Genomic DNA, 21,921 nt, shown 5'->3' on the forward strand with positions numbered 1-21,921 from the left:
CGCACCACCCGACCGCGATCGCGGTCGGGTCAGATCTCGATCAGTGAGGAACGACCATGAACAAGTACGTCTCGAGAGGGCTGTGGTTCACCCTCTTCGTCGGAGGCCTGACGCTCGGAGGGACAGCGGCCGCGAACGCCGCGACCACCTCCGGTGCGGACGGCATCCTGTCCGGCACCCAGGTGGCTCCGGCCGTCAGCGTGCCGGTGTCCGTCACCGGGAACGCCCTGGGGGTCCTCGGTGACGCCGTGTCCGGGACCGCTGCTCCGGCGGCTGCCCCCGCCCCTGCCCCGGCTCCGGCCGCGTCCGCCGCACCGGTGACGTCCGGTGCGGGCGGCGTCGCCTCGGGGACGCAGGTCGCGCCCGTCGTGACCGCTCCCGTCCAGGCGACGGGCAACGCGGTCGCCGTGGCCGGCGACGCCGCGGCGACGGCTCCGGCCGCTGCGCCTGCTGCTCCGGCTGCAGCCCCCGCTCCTGCTCCTGCGACGTCCGGCACGGACGCCGTCGCCTCCGGGACGCAGGTGGTCGGTGCCGTGACCGCTCCGGTGACGGCGACGGGCAACGCGGTCGCCGTCGCAGGTGACGCCGGCGCCACGTCGACCCCGCCCGCGACCGACGCCGGTGCGGGATCCTCGGCCCCGTCGGCCGGTGGGACGACGTCGGGTTCGGACGGTGTGGCCTCGGGGACGCAGGTCTCGCCGGTGGTGTCGGTGCCGGTGACGATCGGTGGCAACGGCATCGGGCTGCTCGGTGACGGTACGGCGACGGGTACGGCGCCGACGGCCGGTGCGGGGTCCTCGGCCCCGTCGGCCGGTGGTACGACGTCGGGTTCGGACGGTGTGGCCTCGGGAACACAGGTGACCCCGGTGGTCTCGGTTCCGGTGACGATCGGTGGCAACGGCATCGGGCTGCTCGGTGACGGCACGGCGACGGGTGCGGCGCCGACGGCCGGTGCGGGGTCCTCGGCCCCGTCTGCGGGTGGTACGACGTCGGGTTCGGACGGTGTGGGCTCCGGCACGCAGGTGACCCCGGTCGTCAGCGTCCCGATCTCGGTCGGCGGCAACGGCATCGGCGTCGTCGGTGACGGCACGGCGACGGGTACGGCACCGACGGCCGGTGCGGGGTCCTCGGCCCCGTCGGCCGGTGGTACGACGTCGGGTTCGGACGGTGGGGCCTCGGGCACGCAGGTGACCCCGGTCGTCAGCGTCCCGATCTCGGTCGGCGGCAACGGCATCGGCATCGTCGGTGACGGCACGAGCACCACGGACCCGGGTACGGGCACGACCCCGGGTACCGGCACGGACCCGGGCACGGACCCCGGCTCGGACCCCGGGACCGGCACGGACCCGGGCACGGGCACGGACCCCGGGACGGGCACGGACCCGGGCACGGGCACTGACCCCGAGACCGGCACGGACCCGGTGACGGACCCCACCACCACGACGCCCGGTGACGCCACCGTCGGCGGCGACACCCCCACGCCGGCGACCACGACACCCGTGGTGAGCTCCGGCGGTGCAGCGACCACCGGCGCAGCGACGACCACCGGCGTCACCGGCACCGGCGTGGTCGTGGCGACCAGTGCCTCCCGGCCGGCCGCGGTGGACACCGCCGCCGTCGCCACCTCGGGGACGCCGTCGGCACTCGCGTACACCGGTAGCGGATCGCCCGCGGTCCCCGCGGCCGCGGCGCTCCTGCTGCTGCTCCTCGGGGCGGCCGCGCTGGTCCTCCGCCGTCGCACCGTCTGACGGCCTGACCGGTCGGAGGGGCACCGTCCGCGGTGCCCCTCCGACCCGTGCGCGCGCCAGCGGTCTGCTTGAGGACCCGCTGGGCCCTGCCTGGGAGCACTCGGTGTCCAACCTGTGCGCAGTGGAAGCGCTTCCGAGGCTCTCCGGCAGTGGTGCAGCGCCACGATGAGAGCGTGCTCCACGAACTCCTGCGCATCCCGATCACCGGCCCCCGGCTGCTCGTCCCCGTGTACGTCCTGGCCGCGGTCCTCGCCCTCTGGGTCCTCGTCGGTCCGACCCGCGAGCGGCACCGGGGTCGACGCGCGGCGCTCCGGGTCGGCGGTGCCGTGGTCGGTGCGGCCATCGGTCTCGTCACGGTCTGGTGGACGGGTGACGTGCAGGACGACTTCGGTGTGGCCTTCACCCCGGTCACGCGCATGTGGGTGGCGTTCGCCTTCGCCGGCGTCGCCCTCCTGGTCGTGGTCGCGGTGCAGGGCCGCTGGCTCGCACGGGTGCTCGCGGTCGGCGCGGCCGCAGCCCTGCTGCTCTCCGCCGGTCTCGGGGTGAACGTCGACTTCGGCTTCTACAAGAACGTCGAGCAGGCCGTCGCCACGGACCCCTACCGGTCGGTCACGATCCCGGTGTCCACGCACGGCACCGCCGGCCAGCCGGTGGACCTGGCGGACTGGCACGCGCCGGCCGGCATGCCGCGAGCGGGCGAGACCGTCAGCGTCAAGATCCCGGGCACCGTGTCGCACTTCCGGGCGCGGAAGGCCGTCGTCTGGCTGCCCCCGGCCGCCCGGGTCGCGCACCCGCCGGCGCTGCCCGTCCTGATCGCCCTGTCCGGGCAGCCCGGGCAGCCGGCGGACATGTTCCAGACGGGCGACCTCGGTTCCTTCCTCGACCGCTACGCCGCCGCCCACCACGGCCTCGGGCCGATCGTGGTGTCGCCGGACCAGCTCGCCGCTCCGAACCGGAACCCGATGTGCGTCGACTCCCGGCGCCTCGGGCGCAGCGCCACCTACGTGATGACGGACACGGTGCAGTGGATCGAGCACCACCTCCCCGTGGAGAGCGGCCCCAACGCCTGGGGCGTCCTCGGGTTCTCGCAGGGGGCGACCTGTGCGATGCAGTTCTCGACCGCCCACCCCGACGTGTTCGGCAGCGCCCTGGCCATCTCGAGCGAGCTCGCGCCGATCACGGGCAACGCGCAGCTGAGCACCCAGCTGGCCTTCGGCGGCTCGTCGGCCGCGTACCGGGCGGCCGCTCCCGTCGCGATCATGGCGGCGCACGCGCCGTACCACGACCACCTCACCGTCTTCGGCTACGGTCAGGACGACGCCCCGTACCGGGCGTCGACCGAGACGCTCCGCGCCGCCGCGGAGCGCGCTGGCCAGCAGACGCAGCTCATCGTCTCGCCGGGCTCGGCCCACGACTGGAACACCGTGCGGTACGTGCTCGCGAACGGGCTGCCCGCCGTGCTCGCACACCTCGGTCTGCCGCAGCAGGAGGGGGCACTGTGAGCACGGACGTACCGACTCCGACGAGGACCTGGACCCGCGCCCTGCGCGCCGTCCGCGGGTACCCGGTCACGGCGGTGGTCGCGGTCCTCGTGCTCGTGACCTCGATCGCCGGCCTCGTCATCCGCGTCGTCGGGCACACGGGGTCCGTCGACGCCGTCCACTTCGGACCGTTCCGGGTCTTCGCCGTGACCACCGGGGCGCTCGCCCTGGTCCTCACGCTCGCCGGTGTCGTCGCCTTCGTCGGTGCCGCCGAGCGGCTGATGGGGAGCCGTCGGACCGTCCTGGCCTTCGTCGCCACGACGGTCGTCGGGACGGGGCTGGCGGCGCTGACCGCCCTGTTCGACCGGGACGGCCACCAGGTCGGTGCGCTCCTCGTCGGCCGCGCGACCAGCTTCGACCCGTGGACGGCGATCCTCGGGACGATCGTCACGGCGAGCGCCTTCGCGGGGCCGCTCTGGCGCCGACGCATCCGGGTCAACGCCGTGGCGGTCGTCGCCGCGCTGCTCCTCTACGCGGGACACGTGGCGGACCTCTCCGCCGCGCTCGCGGTGGCCGCCGGGTGGCTCCTCGGTGACCTCCTCCGCCGGGGGCCCGCACGGCTCGGGTGGACGCGCAGTTCGCACCGCGAGACCCGGGTGCTGCTCGGCACCGTCGTCCTCGTGTCGGCGATCGGTCCCGTCATCGCACTCCTCTCCCGCGCCCGCGTCGGCCTGCTCGCACCGCTCGCCGCGGTCGTCGGCACGGGACCGGTGACGCCGGTGCGCGGCTGCTCGGAGAACGGTGTGACGGGGGAGTGCCTGCGTGGCCTGCTGGCCTACCGCGCCACCGACCCGTGGACGCTCGTGCTCGCCGTCGCGCCGCTCCTCGTGCTCGTCGTCGCCGGGCTCGGACTGTTCCGCGGGAGCCGCTTCGCCGTGTGGCTCGCGGTCGTCGTCGACACCGTGCTGGCGGTCGCCGCCGCCGTGACCTACAGCGTCCTGCCGTCGCGGATGGCCGAGCTGCACGGCACGGAGAACCGCTTCGTCGTCTCGGTCTCGGTGGTCGCGTCGGTCGTCGTGCCGCTCGCCACCGCGCTCGTCCTCGTGCTGCTCCGCCGGTCCTTCACCGTCCTGCCGGCGCGGCGCCGCGTGGTGACCTTCCTGGTCGTGGTGGTCGCCGCACTCGTGATCGTCACGACCGTCGTGCTCGTCACGACGGCCTCGTCGCCGCGCGCCGTCGCCGACCCCCTGCGGCTCGTGGTCGCCGCCCTCGGGCCGCTCTCCCCGGTCGTGACCTGGGACCGACTGCCCGCGCTCGACCCCGCCCTCCGGTTCGTGCTCGGCGCCGCCGGGCCGGTGCTGTGGCTGGTCGTCGCCGCCGCGGCGGTCCGGCCCACCGGTGCGGTCGACGCCGACGCCGACGCCGACGGCCTGCACGAGAGCCGACTCCGCGCCCGGACGCTGCTCGAGGCGGCGGGCGGGGACACCTTCGGCTGGATGACGACGTGGCAGGGCAACGCGTACTGGTTCTCTGACGACGGTCGCGCCGGTGTCGCGTTCCGGCGCAACGGACGCGTCGCGGTGACCGTCGGCGGGCCGTTCGGGTGGCCGGACGCGCGTGACGCGGCCATGACGGCGTTCGCCCGGTGGTGCGACGACCACGGCTGGACGGCGGTCTTCTACGGCATCGGTGCCGAGTCCGCGGCAACCCTGACCGCGCAGGGCTGGGGCACGCTGCCGGTCGCGGAGGACGCCGACCTGGACCCCCGCACCTGGACGACGACCGGGAAGAAGAAGCAGGACGTCCGCACCGCGGTGAACAAGGCCGGGCGCGAGGGCACCACCGCCCTCTGGTCGTCGTGGCAGGACCTGCCCGTGTCGACGGTCCGGCAGATCGAGGCGATCTCCGAGGAGTGGGTGTCGGAGCGGGAGCTGCCCGAGATGGGCTTCACGCTCGGCGGCGTCGACGAGATGCGGGACCCGGCGGTGCGGACGCTCGTGGCGCTCGACCCCGAGGGCACCGTGCTCGCGGTGACCAGCTGGCTGCCGAGCCACCGGGCCGGCCGGGTCGTCGGATGGACGCTCGACGTGATGCGCCGGACGAACGCGGCACCGAACGGCGTCATGGAGTTCCTCGTCGCGAGCGCGGCGGACCGGATGCGCGAGGACGGGGTGGAACGCCTCAGCCTGTCCGCCGCGCCGCTCGCGCAGTCGGCCGAGGGCGCGCCGACCGCCGACGGCGTGCAGGACCTGCTCGACCTGGTGGGCGGCGTCCTCGAGCCGGTCTACGGCTTCCGGTCGCTGCTCCGGTTCAAGGCGAAGTTCGGCCCGGACCTGCACCCGCTCGTGCTGGCGTACCCGGACCCGGTGGCGCTGCCCGCGATCGGCGTCGCGGTGGTGCGGGCGTACCTGCCGGACCTGTCCCTGCGGCAGGCCGTCGCGCTGGTGCGCGGGCGGGGCTGAGCCGGGCCGCGGTCGCGCGGGACGCCGGCGTCCGACCGGCACGCCTCGTGGCGCGAGACGCCGCCGCATCCGGGGGCGTCCCGCCGCGTGCGCGGCGTCTCGCTGCCGGTGCGGCATCCCGGTACGGGTGCGGCGCAAGGGCGGGAGCGACGGACGGGAGGCGCGGGGCGGGCCCGCCCCGCGCCTCCCGTCCGCCACGCGGTCCGTGTCACCCGACGCAACGCCCGCGGACGCGCCCCGGGGGTGTGGGGTATCATTTCAGTCACGCAAGCGCTCCGGGGTCGGTGCAAGTCCGAACCGGTGGTGACAGTCCACGAGCTGACGACGGGTTCCGACCCGACCGATGCTGACCCGGTGGGATCCCGGGACCGACGGTGAGAGTCCGGATGAGAGGTGGCGCTGGCGGGCAGGGACGATCCGTCGTCCCCGTCCGCTGTTGCCGACGACCGTCGAGCGCCCCGGAGTCCCGTTGAGAGGACACCAGTGTTCACCGGCATCATCGAGGAACTCGGCACCGTCACCGCCGTCGAGCAGCACGGCGACTCCGTCGCGCTCACCGTGCACGGCCCGAAGGTCGTCGCCGACGCCCGTCACGGCGACTCCATCGCCACGAGCGGGGTCTGCCTGACCGTGGTCGAGCAGACCGCCGACACCTTCACCGCCTTCGTCATGAAGCAGACGCTCGACATGAGCGCGCACGGCACGCTCACGGTCGGGGACCGCCTGAACCTCGAGCGCGCCGCGTCCGTCGGCGACCGGCTCGGCGGGCACATCGTGCAGGGGCACGTCGACGGCACCGCGACCGTGCTCGCCACCGCCGACGGCGACGGGTGGCGCCGCGTGCGCTTCTCGTTGGCGCCGGACCTCAGCCCGCTCGTCGTCGACAAGGGCTCCGTGGCGATCGACGGCGTCTCGCTCACCGTCAGCGCCGTCTCGGACGAGGCCACCGCGCCCGCCGACGCGTGGTTCGAGGTCAGCCTGATCCCCGAGACGCTCGAGGCGACCACGCTCGGGTCGCGGGTGCCGGGGGACCGGGTGAACGTCGAGACCGACGTCCTCGCCCGGCACGTCCGCCGCATGCTGCGGCTCGAGGCCGCGGCGCCCGTCCTGGAGGCACGGTGACCGCCGTGGGGACCCCGTCCGTCGCGCAGACGGGCGGCCCGGTGCTGTCGAGCATCGACGACGCGGTCGCCGCCATCGCCGCGGGGCGCCCGGTCATCGTCGCCGACGACGAGCACCGCGAGAACGAGGGCGACGTGATCCTCGCCGCCGAGCTCGCGAGCCCCGAGTGGGTCGCGTGGACGGTCGCGCACTCGTCCGGGTTCATCTGCGCTCCGGTGAGCGCGGAGATCGCCGACGCCCTCGACCTGCCGCCGATGGTGGCCCACAACGAGGACGTCCGCGGCACGGCGTACACGGTGACCGTCGACGCCGCGGTCGGCGTGACGACCGGCATCAGTGCGCACGACCGGGCACGGACACTCCGCGTGCTCGCGGACCCCTCGTCGGTCCGCGACGACCTGCACCGCCCCGGGCACGTCGTGCCGCTGCGGGCCCGTCCGGGCGGCGTCCGTGAACGCGCCGGGCACACCGAGGCCGCGATCGAGCTCGTCACCGCAGCCGGGCTCCGGCCCGCGGCGGCGATCTGCGAGATCGTCGGCGAGGACGGCGAGATGATGCGTCTGCCGGGCCTCGTCGCACTCGGGGCACGCGAGGGCGTGCCCGTCATCACCATCGCCGCACTCGTCGACTGGCTCGACGCGGCCGACCGGGCAGCGGCGTCGTCCGCGCCCCAGGAGGGAACCACAGCATGAGCGGAGCAGGAGCAGCGGAGCGCGACCACGTTGACGGCTCGGGCATCCGGGTCGCGATCGTCGCCGGACAGTGGCACGAGACGATCGCCGGGGGCCTCCTCGCCGGTGCGCAGCGCGAGGTCGAGCGTCTCGGGGCCACGGCGCAGGTCGTCCCCGTGCCGGGCAGCTTCGAGCTGCCGGTCGTCGCGAAGACCGCGCTCGAGGCCGGGTTCGACGCGGTGGTCGCCCTCGGTGTGATCATCCGCGGCGGGACGCCCCACTTCGACTACGTCTCGAGCGCGGCGACGAGCGGCCTGACCACGGTCGCCCTCGAGAGCGGCAAGCCGGTCGGCTTCGGGGTGCTCACCCTCGACGACGAGCAGCAGGGCCTCGACCGTGCGGGGCTCCCCGGGTCGAAGGAGGACAAGGGCGCCGAGGCCGCGCACGCGGCGATCGCGACCGCGGTCGTGCTGCGGAGCCTGCGCCAGCTCGCCTGACCGACGACGGAGCGCCCCGAACCACGGACCCGTGGTGCGGGGCGCTTCGTCGTCCGTGGACACCGACAGCGCCCCGGTGTAGTTTTTGAACATGTTCGAAAAGCAGGGGGAGGCGGTCACCAAGCGTGACCGCACGCGCGGGCGCATCCGCGAGGTGGCATTGCGGTCGTTCCGCGAGCAGGGCTACGACGGCACGACGATGCGGGGCATCGCGGCCGAGGCCGGGCTCTCGGTCGGGAACGCGTACTACCACTTCCCGACGAAGGACCACCTCGTCCAGGAGCTCTACGTCGAGGTGCAGCACGAGCACGTCGCCCTCGCGACGCCCGCGCTCGAGGGGGTCGAGGACCTGACGGACCGCGTGGGGATCGTCGTCCGCACGGGGCTGGACAACCTGTCGTCCTGGCACGCGATCGCGCCGCAGTTCCTCACCACCGCGATCGCGCCAGGGTCGCCGAACAACCCGTTCTCGGCCGAGTCGGCCCCGGCGCGGGACGTCGTCCTCGGGCTCTTCGAACGGGCTGTCGCGCACTCGCGGAACCGGGTGCCCGAGGAGCTGCAGGCCGACCTGCCGCGGGCACTGTGGACGGCGTACCTGCTCGTCACGCTCTTCTGGGTGTACGACGGCTCGCCGGGGCAACGTCGCACCGACCGCCTGGTGGACGCGGCACTGGGGATCCTGCGCTTCGCGCTGCCGATGCTGCGCGTCCGGCCGTTCCGGCGTTCGGTGACCCGCATCGTCGGGATCGTCGCGGGGCGGGACGCATGAGCGGCGACGGCGAGCAGGTGGGTCGGACCGTCGCGGACCCTCTGGCCGGGGCGGCCGGCACCGGCCCCGGGGTGGGCCGCACCTGGACCCTGGAGGACTCGATCGCGCTCGAGGCGCGTGCGTACGGGTGGCTGGTCCTCGCCGTCCTGCCCGTGCTCAGCCTCCTGCCGACGGTCGTCGGTCTCGTGGGGGTGCTCGTCGGGGGCGACGTCACCGTGTCGGACGCGACGTCGACCCTGTGGTGGATCGTCCTCGTGCCGCTGTTCTCGGCGGTCCCGGCCTTCGTCGCGTCCGTCCTGTCGCTCCCGGTGACGTGGGTCGTCGGACGTCGGCTCCGCCGGGTGCGGTCGGACCGGGCGCACGTGGCCTGGACGGCGCTTACCGCCGCGGTGCTCGCGGTCGCCTCGACCGCCGTCGTGGCGATCCTGCTGTCGGACGGGTACGGCAACCCCCTGGCGTACGTGGGCACGGCGCTGCCGATGGGGCTCGCTGCCGGCGTGGCGGGAGCGCTCGCTCGGCGCGGTCAGCTGCGGGGTGCCCGTCGGCGGGACGCAGCGGGGCCGACGCCGGAGCCGCTCGTCTGACTCGATCCGAGGGCGCGGGCGTGGAGGACAGCGCCCGTGGACGACGAACGGCCCCGCACCTCGGAGGAGGTGCGGGGCCGTCGTGGTCGTGCTGCCGGCTACTTCTTGCCGAAGACGTGGATCGGCAGGAAGAAGGAGAGGCACATGAGGAGCACGCCGCCCATGAAGACGAAGGCCTGGCCGGACTGCACCTGGAACGCGAACCCGAAGAGGTACATCGACACCAGCAGCAGCAGGATCGAGAAGAAAGCGGCGACGACGCGGGCCACGGTGGTACCTCCGGTTCGAGCGGGTGGATCGGGACCAGTCTATCCCCAGGTCGGGCGGGACCGGTTCACGCGCACCGCGAGGACGGGCGGTTCACGCACCCGGACGGGTCGCGATGAGCCGGTCGACCACCGCGAGCAGGGCCTCCATGTCGACGCTGGCACGGTGCGGCCGCACGTCGGTCGCGATCGCGGCGCCGAGCGAGGCCTGGTGGTAGAGCCCGTCGCCGAGCAGCTTCACGGCCTGCGCGGTGGGGACGTCGCCGAGGGCGTCGACCAGGGTCTCGAGCCAGGCGTTCTCGGTCTCGTCGAGCGTCCGCCCGGCCTCCTCGTACCCGGCCTGCTGGAGGCGGCTCGCCGCGAGCAGGGCGAGGTCGAGCTCGCTGCCGACGTAGAGGCAGTTGCGGACGAAGTAGCGCGGCGCACCGTCCTCGGCCTCGCGCATGCGCTCGACGTCGATCGCGGAGAGGTCCGACAGGCGTTCGCAGAGTCCCTCGACCAGCGCGGCCTTCGACCCGAAGTGGTACAGCAGTCCGCCCTTCGAGACACCGGCCCGCGCGGCGACGGCGTCGAGGGTCGCCGGACGCTCGCCTTCCTCGCACACGATGGCGACGAAGCTGTCCAGGACGCGGTCGCGGGCACTTGCCATGCGGACGAGTCTAGGGAACCGTCCGGACCGTGACGACCGCCTGGTTCCGTGAACGTTCACGAACGCCTTGTCCCGCTGCACCTGCCCGGCTAGCGTCGCCATGACCGTGAAGGTTCACGACACGAACAGGATCCGCATGTCAGCGCAGACCGCGACCCCCTCGACCACGCCACCCGCCGGTGCTCCCGCCCCCGGCTGGGCCGTCCTCGGCCCCGGCGGCATCGCCCGCCGCTTCCTCTCCCAGCTGCCCGCGAGCACGGGCACCCTCGTCGCCGCGGGCAGCTCCGCCACCGAGCGCGCCCGGGCCTTCGCCGACGAGGCCGCCGACCACGGCTTCGCCGACGTCCGCGCCGGTGAGTACGACACGGTGCTCGCCGACGAGGCGGTGGACGCGGTCTACGTCTCGACCGTGCACACCGGCCACGCCGACCTGGTGCTCCGTGCGCTGGCCGCCGGCAAGGCCGTGCTCTGCGAGAAGCCGCTGGCGCCGAACCACGGCACGGCGATGGCGCTCGTCGACGCCGCACGTCAGGCGGGTCTGCCCCTCGTCGAGGCGTTCATGTACCGGTTCCACCCGCAGACCGCGGCCCTGCTCGACCTGGTCCGCGAGGGTACGGTCGGTGAGGTCACCCACGTGGACGCGTCCTTCGCGTTCCGCGCGGGGGAGCGCACCGGACGGCTGTTCGACGTCGCGACCGCCGGCGGCGGGATCCTCGACGTCGGCGGGTACCCCGTCACCATGGCGGCCGCGGTGGTCCAGGCCGCGACCGGTGTCGCCGTGGCGGAGCCCGTCGAGCTGACGGCGACCGGCACCCTCGGCCCCACCGGCGTCGACGAGTGGACGGTGGCGCACCTGACCTACCGGACCGGCATCACCGCCTCGGTGCGCACCGGTGTCCGGGTGCAGGACGACAACGCCGTCACGGTGCACGGCACGCGGGGGCGCATCGTCCTGACCGACCCGTGGACCCTGTCCGAGGACCCGATGATCGTGGTCAGCACCGTCGACGAGGACCCCCGCACGCTGTCGTTCGCCGGCGCGCAGCCCTACGCGCTCGAGGCCGACGCAACGACGGCGGCGCTGGCAGCCGGTGCCGTCGAGGCTGCGCAGATGACGCTCGACGAGACGCTCGCCACAGCCCGGACGCTCGACCGCTGGCGCGCCGCGATCGGCCTCCGCTACCCGTTCGAGGCCGAGACCGCCGACGTCCCCACGGTGAGCGGCCGCCCCCTGCGCGTGCGGGACGACGCCCCGATGCGCTACGGCGAGGTCCCCGGCATCGGGAAGCGCATGTCGCGCCTCGTCATGGGCGTCGACAACCAGCCCGACCTGGCCCACGCCAGCGCGGTCTTCGACATGTTCTTCGAGCAGGGCGGCAACGTCTTCGACACCGGGTACATCTACGGCGGCGGGGTCCTCGAGGGTCGGCTCGGCCGGTGGATCGCGAACCGCGGCATCCGCGACGACGTCGTGGTCATCACGAAGGGCGCGCACACCCCGTTCTGCGACCCGGAGTCCCTCACCCGGCAGCTGCTGGAGAGCCTGGAACGGCAGGGCACCGACCACGCGGACATCTACATGATGCACCGCGACAACCCGGACGTCCCGGTCGGGGAGTTCGTCGACGTGCTCGACGAGCACCGCCGTGCCGGGCGCATCCGGGTGTTCGGCGGATCGAACTGGACACCGGCCCGCTTCGACGAGGCGAACGCGTACGCGGCGGCGAACGGCAAGCACGGCTTCGAGGTCCTCAGCAACCACTTCGGGCTCGCCGAGGCGTACGACGTGCCGTGGGACGGCTGCGAGCACGCGACCGACCGCGCGTCGAAGCGGTGGCTCGAGGAGCGCCAGGTCCCGCTGCTGCCGTGGTCGTCGCAGGCGCGCGGCTTCTTCACCGGACGGGCCGCCCCCGGGGACACCAGCGACGCCGAGCTCGTGCGCTGCTACTACTCCGACGCGAACTTCGAGCGGCTCCGCCGAGCCCGCGAGCTCGGGGAGCGGTACGGCGTCCCGGCCACGGCCATCGCCCTGGCGTACGTGCTGCACCAGCCGTTCCCGACCTTCCCGCTGTTCGGCCCGCGCACCATCGCCGAGGCCCGGTCGTCGATGACCGGCCTGTCGGTGGAGCTGAGCCCGGAGCAGGTCGCGTGGCTGGACCTGCGCGACTGAGCGGGAGCGCCGACGTCGGCGACGCGGGCGGGGCCGTCACGCCCGCACCCGCGTCGCTCCGGCGTGCGCCGGACACCGTCGGGCCGCCGGCCGTCCGTGCCACGATCCACGACGTCGCCGCGGCGGCCGGGGTGTCCCGGCAGACGGTGACGCGCGCGATGAACGGCCTGTACGGCATCAGCGCGGCGACGAAGGAACGGGTGCTCGCGGCGGCCGCGGCCCTGGACTACCGCCCCTCGCGCTTCGGCCGCGGGCTCGTGACGGGCGGTGACCGTCAGCTCGGGCTCGTCGTGAACGACCTCCGCAACCCCTACTCGCCGGAACTCGCCGCCGCCGTGCTCGGCCTCGCGGCGGGGCGGGGGTGGAACGTCATGCTCGCGGACGTCGGGCTCGCCGGCGACTCGGACCGGGCGGTGCAGGCGCTCGGCGTGCAGACGGACGTGGTGGTCGGCTACCTCGGCGCGCGCGCTCCGGAGTGGATCGAGCGACTCGGCTCGGTGCCCGTCGTGGAGCTCGACCCCGCCGGCGAGGTCCTCCGTGCCGCGGTCCGCATCGACCCCACCGCGGCGATCGAGGAGCTCGCCGACCACCTGGTGCGCACCGGTGTCCGGCACCCCGTGATCGTCGACGCGTCGGAGAGCGGGCGCCCGAGCAGCCGTGGGCGCCTCATGCTCGACGCGCTCCGCCGCCGCGGGTACCTGCCCGAGGTGGCGATCGCGGACGCCCCGACCGCGGAGCTCGGTGCCGCCATGACCGCCCGCGCGCTCGACCGGTTCCGTCGACTCGACGCCGTCCTCGCCTTCAACGACGTGATGGCGCTCGGTGTGCTCGCGGCCTGCCGACGCGCCGGTGTCGACGTCCCGGGGACGGTCCGGGTCGTCGGGGTGGACGGGCTCGCGACGGGCACGCTCGTGTCGCCGACCCTGACGACCCTGGGCGTCGACCTCGACGTGGTCGCCGGTGAGGCGCTCGACCTCGCCCTCGGCATGCTCGCCGGTGAGCTGCCGCGCTCCGGTGCGGCGGTGCAGCGCACGGTCCGGCACCGGCTGCTCCTGCGCGAGTCCGCCTGACGGCTCCCGGGTGGGCGGACGGCGGACGGGAGGCGCGTGACGGGCCCGCCACGGGCCTCCCGACCGGCGGTGGTTGCACTTGCAACCATGACCGTCCAGACGGTACACTGACGGAGTCCTGACGGGGCGCGTGTCGACTTCCGCGTCCCGTCTCGTCTGCTCCGCCGTCGACCTGGTCCGGCTCGTTCCCCAGGGAGTCACCGTGTCCGCTCTGCTCACCAGCCCCGTCGCCACCGCCGTCACCGGCAGCCGCGCCCGACGGTTCGCGGCCCTCGCCGTGCTCATGCTGCCGGTGCTGCTCATCTCCGTGGACAACACGGTGCTGAGCTTCGCACTGCCGACCATCGCGCGCGCCCTCGACCCGAGCGCGACGACCCAGCTCTGGATCGTCGACGCCTACCCGCTCGTGCTCGCCGGCCTGCTCGTGGTGATGGGCAGCATCGGCGACCGCCTCGGGCGCCGCCGGATCCTCGTCGTCGGTGCCACCGGGTTCGCGCTGCTCTCGGTCGCCGCGGCCTTCGCGACCGAGGCCTGGATGCTCGTCGCCGCGCGCGCCGTGATGGGCGTCTTCGGCGCCATGCTCATGCCGGCGACGCTCTCGATCATCCGGAACGTCTTCGTCGACGCGGGGGAGCGGCGCATGGCGCTCGCCGTCTGGTCGACGATGTTCGCCGCCGGCAACGCCCTCGGCCCGCTCGTCGGCGGCACCCTGCTGGCGCACTTCCACTGGGGTGCGGTGTTCCTCGTCGCCGTCCCGATCCTCGTGCTCATGCTCGTCGGTGTGCCCTTCTTCGTGCCGGAGTCCCGCGACCCCGCGCCCGGCCCGGTGGACGTGCCGAGCATGCTCCTGTCGCTCGGTGCCCTCGCGCCGACGGCGTGGGCGATCAAGTCCGTCGTGCACCCCGACGAGCGCGGGCTCGCGATCGCGATGCTCGCGGTCGGCGTCCTCTGCGGCACCGCGTTCGTCCGCCGGCAGCTGCGCTCGCGCACGCCGATGCTCGACCTCCGGCTGTTCCGGAGCACCGCGTTCACCGGCAGCGTGCTCATGAACATGGCGGCGATGTTCTCGCTCACCGGCTTCCTGTTCTTCGTCGCCCAGCACCTGCAGCTCGTCGCCGGGCTCGACCCGTTCACCTCCGGCCTGGTGCTCGTGCCGGGCTCGGTCCTGACCGTCGTCGCCGGCCTGGTGGTCGTGCCGATCGTGGCCCGGGTCGCTCCGCGCTGGGTGGTCGCGGTCTCCCTGACGTTCTCGGCCGCCGCGTACGCGATGGTGTCCCTGCTCGGACACGACGCGACGATCGTCGCGCTGGCCGTCGCGTTCGTGCTGCTCGGCATCGGCATCGGTGCGTCCGAGACGGTGACGAACGACCTGATCATCTCGACGGCCCCAGCGGACAAGGCGGGAGCGGCGTCGGCGGTGTCCGAGACGGCCTACGAGATCGGCGCGGTGCTCGGCACGGCCGTGCTCGGGACGATCCTCGCGACGGCGTACCGGACGCACGTGGTGGTCCCGGACGGTCTCAGCGGCTCGGCGCGGACCGCCGCCCAGGAGACCCTCGGCGGTGCAGTCTCCGCGGCGACCGACCTCGGCGGTGCAGCGGGGCAGGCGCTCCTGGAGAGCGCCCGGGCGGCGTTCGACTCCGGCGTCACGATCACGGCCGGTGTCGCCGCGGTGCTCATGCTCGTCGCAGCGGCGGCCTCGGTGGTCATGCTGCGGCGGGACTGACGGGACCGGTCCGACCGAGGCAGGCTCGGTCCGACCGAGGCGGCGCGGTCGGGTCTCGCGGCGCGCCAGGCCCGGTCGCGCGGCGCGGTCGGCCCGGTCGCGCGGCGCGCCCGGGATCGGACGAACCTGGGAATCGCTGACGCGGACCCCCGTCGAGGTCCTACGTTGGGAGGTGGCCGCGCAGCCGCGGCCGACCCCACCCGGAGGATCCCCACGACTGCCATGCCCGACGAAGCACCCGCGACGACCGCCGACGCCTACAAGGCCGCCTTCCGCGGCCACCCCGCCGGCGTCGCCGTCATCACCGCCGAAGGGCCCGACGGACCCACCGGCCTGACCGCCTCCAGCGTCGCGAGCGTCGCGGTGGACCCGCCCGTCCTCGTGTTCTCGCTGTCGACGAAGTCCGGGTCCGCCGGGGTCGTCCTGGGCGCCGACGTCTTCGTCGTGCACCTCGTCGACTCGCTGAGCGTCGGGCTCGCGAAGCGCTTCGCCGCCACGGGCAGCCCGGCAGCCGACGACCCGATGTGGGGCACCCTGCCGTCCGGCGAGCGGTACCTCCCCGGCGCCGCGACGGCCCTGCGCTGCCGCCCCCGGTCGACGACCGAGATCGGCTCGTCCACCGTCGTCGTCGCCGAGGTCCTCGACATCGTCGTCGGCCAGGCCCACGGCGAGCCGCTCGTCTACCACAACCGGGAGTTCCACTCCCTCTCCGAACGTTCCCGGCTCTCCTGAGCGCCGCGGGACCACGTCAGACCACCACCGATCGAAAGGACCTCGCCATGGCCGAGTACACCCTGCCCGAGCTGCCGTACGACTACGCCGCGCTCGAGCCGCACATCAGCGGCAAGATCATGCAGCTGCACCACGACAAGCACCACCAGGCCTACGTGACCGGCGCGAACACCGCGCTCGAGCAGCTCGGCGAGGCGCGCGAGTCCGGCAACTTCGGTGCGGTCAACAAGCTCGAGAAGGACCTGGCGTTCCACCTCGGTGGCCACGTCAACCACTCGATCTTCTGGACCAACCTCGGCCCGGACACCAAGGTCCCCGAGGGCGAGCTCGCCGCGGCGATCGACGAGTTCTTCGGCTCGTTCTCGACGTTCCAGGCACAGTTCGCCGCCGTCGCCAACGGCATCCAGGGCTCCGGTTGGTCCGTCCTCGCATGGGACCAGGTCGGTCAGAAGCTCGTCACCTTCCAGCTCTTCGACCAGCAGGCGAACGTGCCGCTCGGCGTCGTCCCGATCTTCATGCTCGACATGTGGGAGCACGCCTTCTACCTCGACTACCTCAACGTCAAGGCGGACTACGTCAAGGCCGTGTGGAACATCGTCGACTGGGAGAACGTCGCGGCCCGCTTCGCGAACGCCAAGTCGCAGTCGTTCGTCACCCTGTGACGCGACGTCGGTCACCGCGGTGACCGACCGACGGACGGGAGGCGCGGTGCCGGTCGGTACCGCGCCTCCCGTCCGTCGTCCGTGCCGTCCCGGTCAGGCGGCCGCCAGTCGGACGTCGGCGGCGAGCCCCCGGGCGACGGCGAGCAGGGCGGTGTCGACGTCCGCGTGCTCGGGGTCGACCAGCGCCGACCACTGCGCGCCGCGTGCGGCGTCGACCGCAGCCCGCGCGGCGCGGTCCGCCTCGGCGTCGCAGTACCCGTGGGTACGACACCACGCGGTCAGTTCGGCGACCCGGTGGCGGTGGAGCCGACGCTGGCGGTCACGGCCGTCGAGCCCCTCGACGCAGCCGAGCTCGAAGGTCAGCCGGACCGCGAGCAGGCGTTCCGGGGTGCCGAGCCGGCCGTAGACGGCGAGGAGGTGCTCGGCGAGCGCGTCGGGGTCGGCGTCCGGTGCCAGCAGCCGGTCCTCGTCGGCACACAGGTGGTCCACGACGGCGTCGACCAGGGCGTCGCGCGAGCCGAAGTGGTAGACGATCGGGTAGGCGCTCGTGCCCAGGACACGGCCGAGGCTCCGCACCGAGGCGTCCTCGACCTTGGTGTCCTGCAGGTGACGCGCGACCTTCGCGATGATCGCGGGCTTGAGCGTGGGGTCGGGCCTCCTGGGCATGGTCCCTCCGGGCGGTCTCGAGTGGCGGCGGCGTGTCCGCCGAGGTGATCTCCTGAAATGTTAGCGGATCAGTGCGGTGCGTGTTTCGGAGCTTTGCTCATGTTCGTGTACCGTGTCGGACGTGTCACCGTCTCCCGAGCGCGTCCCGGTGCCGTCACGGCCCGCGGTGGGCGCCGACGGACGACGGGTGGCGGGACGGCGTCGCGGCCGCGGCAAGCGCTTCCTGGTGGTCGGCGACGTGCTCGACGGGGTCCTCGTCGAGACCACCGTCACCACGGTGGGTGCTCACGACCCGGCCGCGCTGATCCGGCACCAGCCGGCCGGTGCCGGTGGGGGCGCCGCGAGCTGGCTGGGGTGGCTCGGCGCGGAGGTCGACCTCGTCGCCCGGGTCGGGGTCGACGACGTGGTGCGGCACGGGCGGGCCCTGACCGACGCCGGCGTCCGGCCGCACCTGCGGTACGACGCCTGCGTCCCCACCGGAGCGCTCGTGTCGGTCCGGAGCACCGCGGGACGGACCAGCATGTCGGACCCGGCGGCGAGCGGCGACCTCCGGGCCGACGACGTCGGCGACGACCTGGTGTCCCGCGCGGACATCGTCCACCTCACCGGCGCGGCCCTGCTCGGTGGCGGTCCGGCGCGCATCGCCGGACTCGTCGCACGCGCGCGATCGGGAGGGGCACGCGTCTCGCTGGACCCGTCCTCGACGGCCGTCGTGCGCGCGGTCGGCGCCGAGGACGTGCTGTCCGCGCTGACGGGTGTGGACGTCCTGTTCCCGAACGCCGCCGAGGCGCGCGCCCTGGGCGGGGCCGAGGACCTGCCGGAGGCCCTGCGCCGGCTCACCGAGGCGGTGCCGCTCGTGGTCGTGACGACCGGGGCCGACGGCGCACTGGTCGGCCGACGGGGTCGGGCTCCGCTGCGCGTCACCGCGCCGGCCACGACGGTCGTCGACACCACGGGGGCGGGGGACGCCTTCGCCGCGGGGTTCCTCCGCGCCTGGGCGACGGACCGCGTCCGCGTGGCGTCCGCCGCCCGCGAGGGCGTCCGCGTCGCGTCCCTCGCGCTCGGGGTGGTCGGGGCGCGCCCGCCGGTCTAGCGGGGCTCGCCGTCCGGTCTCACTGCTCGTCCTGCGGCGTCACTGCGCGCCGTCCAGTGTCACTGCCCGTCCTGCGGTGTCACCGTTCGGTGGGTTCGGCGGTCACCAGCAGGGTCTGCACGCGCCCGGCGGCGAGCGGGGCGAGGCGGATCTCGACCCGGAGTCGTCCCGCGGTGCCGGGGAGCCACCACCGGAGCTGCGACGGGACCGTCGAGCGCTCCTCGAGCGGCGCGGCGTCGAGGTCGGCCCCGACGGTCCGCACGGCCTCGAGCAGCGCACGACGGCGGGCCGCCCACGGCCGGTCCATCGGGACGTTCGGGGTGCAGACCGCGGCACCGAGGGCGGCGACCGTCGCGTCGTCCACGTCGTCGGCGGCCCACCCGCGCAGCAGCGCCGAGACCGCCTCGCGAGCCGCCCGCACGGCGTCGACCGTGCGGCGCACCCCCGGGACCGCTGCCGCCCGCTGCACCCTCGCGGTTTCGACGTCGACGTCCATCGGCAGGTCCGCGAGGAGCTCGTCGAGCGCCCGCTCCGCGGGTGCGGACACCTTCGCCTGCGTCGCGTTCTCGAACGCCACGACGCCGAGACCGTGCTCGACCGACCACCGCATGTGCGCGGAGAAGCCGGGGTAGCCGCCGGAGTGCGACACGATCTCGCCGTACCGCGGGTCCTGCTCGACGAACAGCCCGAAGCCGTACGCGGTCGCTCGGCGCGCGGCGGGGACGACCGACGGCGGGACGACCCGCAGGGCCTGCTGCGCCGCGCGGCGGTCCGCCGGTGTCACCGGGCCGGGTTCGGGGTCGGCACCGGACGCGGACGCCAGGTGCCGGGCCCAGCGGGCGAGGTCTCGGACCGTCGAGAACAGGCCGCCGATCGCCGAGAACGCGCCCGGGCCGGTCATCGGCTGCGGGGTCCAGGAACCGTCGTCGTCCCGCTGGCCCGTCACGACGTACCCGCGTGCCTCGGCGGCGCTGAACACGGTGGCGTCGAGCCCGAGCGGCGTCAGCACCCGCTCGGTCACCGCCTGCGCGTACGGGACGCCGGCGGCGTGGGCGATCGCTCGCCCGATCAGCGCGTAGCCCGTGTTCGAGTAGGCGAAGCGCGTGCCCGGGACGGAGTCGAAGAGCAGCCCGCCGCGGAGCACCGCGTCGAGGTCGTCGTCCGTGATCGACTCCTGCCGGTCCGCCCAGGGGTCGTCCGTCGGCAGGCCGCCGGACATCGTCAGCAGCATCCGCAGGGTCGGGACGGGCGCGTCGGGGGAGGGCAGCGTGACGGCCGCGAAGGCCGGGACCGCGTCGGTCACGGGGCTGTCGAGGTCGACCCGTCCCTCGGCGACGAGCGTCAGCAGGGTGGCCGCGGTGAAGCTCTTCGTGCACGAGGCGATGCGGTAGACCGTGTCCGCGTCCGGCGCCCGACCGTCGCCGCGGTCGCCGTGGCCTCCGGACGCGATCAGGCCGCTCCGGTCGAGGACACCCCACACGCTGCTCGGCGTGGTGCCGTCCTCGACCCGGGAACGGAACCGCGCGTCGATGACCGCGAGGACCGCGGGGGAGACCGTCACGTCCGGCGCATCTCGGCGTAGGCGTCGAGGGCGCGCTGCCGCGTGGCCTTCAGGTCGACCATGGGCTCCGGTCGGTCCTCGTCCGCCGGCACCCACCGCCGCACGTACTCGCGGTGCGGGTCGAAGCGCTCGAGCTGGCGGTCGGGGTTGAACACGCGGAAGTACGGTGCGGCGTCGAAGCCCGACCCGGCCACCCACTGCCAGTTGCCGGCGTTGTTCGCGGGGTCCGCGTCCACCAGGGTGTCCCAGAACCACTGCTCGCCGATGCGCCAGTCCACGAGCAGGTTCTTGACGAGGAAGCTCGCCGCGGCCAGCCGGACGCGGTTGTGCATCGCGCCGGAGGACCACAGCTCACGCATGCCCGCGTCCACCAGGTCGAAGCCGGTGCGGCCGTGCCGCCAGCGGTCGAGCTCGTCCTCGTCCACGTCGCGCCAGGGGAAGGCGTCGAACTCGCGGCGCACGTTGACCGTCGCGATGTCGTCGCAGTGGAAGTACTCGTTCCAGTTGAACTCGCGCCAGGCGAGCTGCCGGAGGAACGCCGGGGCCTGTCGCCGCTGGGCGGGCTCGAGCTCGCCGTGCAGGCGGTGCCACACCTGGTACGGACTCACCTCGCCCCACCGGAGGTGCGGGGAGAGGTCGCTCGTCGCCGCCATGGCCGGTTCGTCGCGCTGGTCGTAGTCCTCGAGCGCATCGTGGACGAACTGCTCGAGCTTCCGGTGCGCGCCGGCCTCGCCGGGCTCCCAGGCGTCGCGCAGCCCGCCGGCCCAGTCCGGCTTCGTCGGCAGGAGCGCCCAGTCGTCGAGGTCGTCCGACGCCACGTCGGCCGGGGCGGGCAGGTCGCGCGGCTTCGGCAGCGGGTGCCGCGGCTCGGGCATCGCCTGGGCGGCCCGCCAGAACGGCGAGAAGACCTTGAAGGGTTCGCCCTGGCCCGTCATGACCGTCCACGGCTCCCAGAGCAGGTTCGCCGCGAAGCTGTGGGCTTCGGTGCCGTCGTCGGTCAGGGCGCTCTTGATGCCCGCGTCGAGGTCGCGCTCCACCTTGCCGTAGCGCCGGTTCCAGTACACGGCGTCGGCGTCGGCTTGGGCGACGAGCTCGGGGATGACGCGTGCGGCAGGACCACGGCGCAGCACGAGCCGGGAGTGCCGGTCGCGCAGCTCCGCGTCCAGCGCGGCGAGGGAGTGGTGCAGCCACCACCGGCTGGCGGCACCGACCGGCCGGATGCCCGGAGACTCCTCGTCGAGCACGACGACGACGGTCACGGGGCCGCCGTGGTCGATCGCGGCTCGGAGTGCCGGGTTGTCGGCGAGACGGAGGTCCTCGCGGAGCCAGACGATCGCACCGGTCATGCCGACACCGCCTCGACGGCGCGCGGACGGCGGTCGCGGTCGGGACCCCCGGCCGCCACGCGCAGCTTGGTGCAGAGCTCGGTGAGGGTGCGGAGCTCGTCGTCGTCAAGTCCGGCACCGACCTGGTCCGCGATGGTCCGGGCGTGCTGCACCGCCACCGAGCGGTAGACGTCGAAGCCGTGGGCCGTGAGGGCGACCACGACGCCGCGTGCGTCGTTCGGGTCGGGCTGCTTCTCGACGATCCCGCGCGAGGCGAGTCGCTCGACCAGACGGCTCACGCTCGGCTGGGTGAGCAGGAGGTGACCGGTGAGGTCGCGCATCCGGCAGCGTCGGCCGGGCTGCGTCGACAGGTTGAAGCACACGTCGTACTCGTTGAAGGAGATCTCACCGCCCGGGAAGTCGGCGTTGAGTGCGCGCATCACGGTCACCTGCGCGCGGAAGAGTGCCTCCCAGGCCGCGACGGCGGTCGCCTTGTCGCTGCGGCGTGCGTCGTCCACGGTCGTCGTCCCTCTCGGTCGTGCGGTCCAGCCACACTACCGACGGGCGGGGACACCGCGCGGAGCGTGGACCGCCCGTGGGGGACACGGGGGAGCCCTCGGGAACGACAGAGGCCGGTCGCCTTCTGGGCGACCGGCCTCTTCCCTTG

General features: G+C 74.1%; 19 protein-coding genes, 1 pseudogene and 1 riboswitch. Of the genes and pseudogenes, 14 read left to right on the forward strand and 6 right to left on the reverse strand.

Going from position 1 to position 21,921, the window contains the following annotated elements; all coding sequences use genetic code 11:
* Nucleotides 1-56 precede the first annotated feature (56 nt).
* The 8 genes and pseudogenes from QUG92_RS01050 (at nt 57) to QUG92_RS01085 (ending at nt 9,334) form a co-directional block, all read left to right on the forward strand.
* Nucleotides 57-1,748, forward strand: a complete 1,692-nt coding sequence (locus QUG92_RS01050; RefSeq protein ID WP_289457351.1) for a hypothetical protein — start codon at nt 57-59, stop codon at nt 1,746-1,748.
* Nucleotides 1,749-1,921: 173 nt separating this feature from the next.
* The gene (locus tag QUG92_RS01055; protein ID WP_289457352.1) at nt 1,922-3,250 is read left to right on the forward strand and encodes an alpha/beta hydrolase; all 1,329 of its coding nucleotides are present in this window, start codon (nt 1,922-1,924) and stop codon (nt 3,248-3,250) included.
* Complete coding sequence (locus tag QUG92_RS01060) at nt 3,247-5,691, forward strand: bifunctional lysylphosphatidylglycerol flippase/synthetase MprF (RefSeq protein ID WP_289457353.1); 2,445 nt, start codon at nt 3,247-3,249, stop codon at nt 5,689-5,691. Before QUG92_RS01055 ends, QUG92_RS01060 begins: the two co-directional genes overlap by 4 nt.
* Nucleotides 5,692-5,959: 268 nt before the next feature.
* Nucleotides 5,960-6,093, forward strand: a riboswitch (FMN riboswitch).
* Nucleotides 6,094-6,174: 81 nt separating this feature from the next.
* Nucleotides 6,175-6,813 carry a riboflavin synthase gene (locus QUG92_RS01065; protein ID WP_289457354.1) on the forward strand — a complete coding sequence of 213 codons (639 nt, stop codon included), beginning with the start codon at nt 6,175-6,177 and terminating at the stop codon, nt 6,811-6,813.
* Nucleotides 6,814-6,854: 41 nt separating this feature from the next.
* Nucleotides 6,855-7,481, forward strand: a pseudogene (gene ribB, locus QUG92_RS01070) (3,4-dihydroxy-2-butanone-4-phosphate synthase); the annotation flags it as partial.
* 20 nt (nt 7,482-7,501) lie between these two features.
* On the forward strand, nt 7,502-7,981 hold the full coding sequence (ribH, locus tag QUG92_RS01075; RefSeq protein WP_069712093.1) for a 6,7-dimethyl-8-ribityllumazine synthase: 480 nt from the start codon (nt 7,502-7,504) through the stop codon (nt 7,979-7,981).
* Between the two features lie 91 nt (nt 7,982-8,072).
* Nucleotides 8,073-8,750, forward strand: a complete 678-nt coding sequence (locus QUG92_RS01080) for a TetR/AcrR family transcriptional regulator (protein WP_182047999.1) — start codon at nt 8,073-8,075, stop codon at nt 8,748-8,750.
* Complete coding sequence (locus tag QUG92_RS01085; protein ID WP_289457356.1) at nt 8,747-9,334, forward strand: hypothetical protein; 588 nt, start codon at nt 8,747-8,749, stop codon at nt 9,332-9,334. Before QUG92_RS01080 ends, QUG92_RS01085 begins: the two co-directional genes overlap by 4 nt.
* A gap of 98 nt (nt 9,335-9,432) precedes the next feature.
* On the opposite strand, the gene QUG92_RS01090 is transcribed toward QUG92_RS01085, so the two are convergent.
* Nucleotides 9,433-9,603, reverse strand: a complete 171-nt coding sequence (locus QUG92_RS01090) for a hypothetical protein (protein WP_182048001.1) — start codon at nt 9,601-9,603, stop codon at nt 9,433-9,435.
* 91 nt (nt 9,604-9,694) lie between these two features.
* Nucleotides 9,695-10,249 (reverse strand): TetR/AcrR family transcriptional regulator, encoded by a 555-nt coding sequence (locus QUG92_RS01095; protein ID WP_069712096.1) that lies wholly within the window; start codon nt 10,247-10,249, stop codon nt 9,695-9,697.
* 136 nt (nt 10,250-10,385) lie between these two features.
* Between QUG92_RS01095 and QUG92_RS01100 the strand changes: the two genes are divergently transcribed.
* From QUG92_RS01100 to QUG92_RS01120, 5 genes are all read left to right on the forward strand, one after another.
* A complete protein-coding gene (locus tag QUG92_RS01100; RefSeq protein ID WP_289457358.1) occupies nt 10,386-12,419 on the forward strand; it encodes an aldo/keto reductase in 2,034 nt (677 codons plus the stop codon).
* A complete protein-coding gene (locus QUG92_RS01105; RefSeq protein WP_289457360.1) occupies nt 12,398-13,489 on the forward strand; it encodes a LacI family DNA-binding transcriptional regulator in 1,092 nt (363 codons plus the stop codon). The genes QUG92_RS01100 and QUG92_RS01105 overlap by 22 nt, the downstream gene beginning before the upstream one ends.
* A gap of 202 nt (nt 13,490-13,691) precedes the next feature.
* Complete coding sequence (locus QUG92_RS01110) at nt 13,692-15,215, forward strand: MFS transporter (protein WP_289457362.1); 1,524 nt, start codon at nt 13,692-13,694, stop codon at nt 15,213-15,215.
* A 222-nt stretch (nt 15,216-15,437) separates the two neighbouring features.
* On the forward strand, nt 15,438-15,947 hold the full coding sequence (locus QUG92_RS01115) for a flavin reductase family protein (protein ID WP_069712098.1): 510 nt from the start codon (nt 15,438-15,440) through the stop codon (nt 15,945-15,947).
* A gap of 47 nt (nt 15,948-15,994) precedes the next feature.
* On the forward strand, nt 15,995-16,609 hold the full coding sequence (locus QUG92_RS01120; protein ID WP_182045942.1) for a superoxide dismutase: 615 nt from the start codon (nt 15,995-15,997) through the stop codon (nt 16,607-16,609).
* 93 nt (nt 16,610-16,702) lie between these two features.
* Here QUG92_RS01120 and QUG92_RS01125 read toward each other — a convergent pair whose 3' ends face one another.
* The gene (locus QUG92_RS01125; protein ID WP_182045943.1) at nt 16,703-17,275 is read right to left on the reverse strand and encodes a hypothetical protein; all 573 of its coding nucleotides are present in this window, start codon (nt 17,273-17,275) and stop codon (nt 16,703-16,705) included.
* 121 nt (nt 17,276-17,396) lie between these two features.
* Between QUG92_RS01125 and QUG92_RS01130 the strand changes: the two genes are divergently transcribed.
* Nucleotides 17,397-18,368: a carbohydrate kinase family protein gene (locus tag QUG92_RS01130; RefSeq protein ID WP_182045944.1), complete on the forward strand. Its 972-nt coding sequence runs from the start codon at nt 17,397-17,399 to the stop codon at nt 18,366-18,368.
* A gap of 79 nt (nt 18,369-18,447) precedes the next feature.
* On the opposite strand, the gene QUG92_RS01135 is transcribed toward QUG92_RS01130, so the two are convergent.
* Genes QUG92_RS01135 through QUG92_RS01145 form a run of 3 tightly spaced genes read right to left on the reverse strand, consistent with a single transcriptional unit; the run spans nt 18,448 to nt 21,772 of the window.
* The gene (locus QUG92_RS01135; RefSeq protein ID WP_289457364.1) at nt 18,448-19,929 is read right to left on the reverse strand and encodes a serine hydrolase domain-containing protein; all 1,482 of its coding nucleotides are present in this window, start codon (nt 19,927-19,929) and stop codon (nt 18,448-18,450) included.
* Nucleotides 19,926-21,275, reverse strand: coding sequence for a cryptochrome/photolyase family protein (locus QUG92_RS01140; protein WP_289457365.1), 1,350 nt, complete (start codon nt 21,273-21,275; stop codon nt 19,926-19,928). The genes QUG92_RS01135 and QUG92_RS01140 overlap by 4 nt, the downstream gene beginning before the upstream one ends.
* Nucleotides 21,272-21,772, reverse strand: coding sequence for a MarR family winged helix-turn-helix transcriptional regulator (locus QUG92_RS01145; protein ID WP_182045947.1), 501 nt, complete (start codon nt 21,770-21,772; stop codon nt 21,272-21,274). The genes QUG92_RS01140 and QUG92_RS01145 overlap by 4 nt, the downstream gene beginning before the upstream one ends.
* Nucleotides 21,773-21,921 lie beyond the last annotated feature (149 nt).

The organism is Curtobacterium citri, assembly GCF_030362955.1.
GTDB classification, from domain to species: domain Bacteria; phylum Actinomycetota; class Actinomycetes; order Actinomycetales; family Microbacteriaceae; genus Curtobacterium; species Curtobacterium citri.

What these genes read in the sequence shown, in the direction of transcription:
- QUG92_RS01050 (WP_289457351.1), top strand. Translation starts at nt 57, where the DNA reads ATGAACAAGTACGTCTCGAGAGGGCTGTGGTTCACCCTCTTCGTCGGA.
- ribH (WP_069712093.1), top strand. Translation starts at nt 7,502, where the DNA reads ATGAGCGGAGCAGGAGCAGCGGAGCGCGACCACGTTGACGGCTCGGGC.
- QUG92_RS01080 (WP_182047999.1), top strand. Translation starts at nt 8,073, where the DNA reads ATGTTCGAAAAGCAGGGGGAGGCGGTCACCAAGCGTGACCGCACGCGC.
- QUG92_RS01085 (WP_289457356.1), top strand. Translation starts at nt 8,747, where the DNA reads ATGAGCGGCGACGGCGAGCAGGTGGGTCGGACCGTCGCGGACCCTCTG.
- QUG92_RS01095 (WP_069712096.1), bottom strand. Translation starts at nt 10,249, where the DNA reads ATGGCAAGTGCCCGCGACCGCGTCCTGGACAGCTTCGTCGCCATCGTG.
- QUG92_RS01100 (WP_289457358.1), top strand. Translation starts at nt 10,386, where the DNA reads ATGTCAGCGCAGACCGCGACCCCCTCGACCACGCCACCCGCCGGTGCT.
- QUG92_RS01115 (WP_069712098.1), top strand. Translation starts at nt 15,438, where the DNA reads ATGCCCGACGAAGCACCCGCGACGACCGCCGACGCCTACAAGGCCGCC.
- QUG92_RS01120 (WP_182045942.1), top strand. Translation starts at nt 15,995, where the DNA reads ATGGCCGAGTACACCCTGCCCGAGCTGCCGTACGACTACGCCGCGCTC.
- QUG92_RS01125 (WP_182045943.1), bottom strand. Translation starts at nt 17,275, where the DNA reads ATGCCCAGGAGGCCCGACCCCACGCTCAAGCCCGCGATCATCGCGAAG.
- QUG92_RS01140 (WP_289457365.1), bottom strand. Translation starts at nt 21,275, where the DNA reads ATGACCGGTGCGATCGTCTGGCTCCGCGAGGACCTCCGTCTCGCCGAC.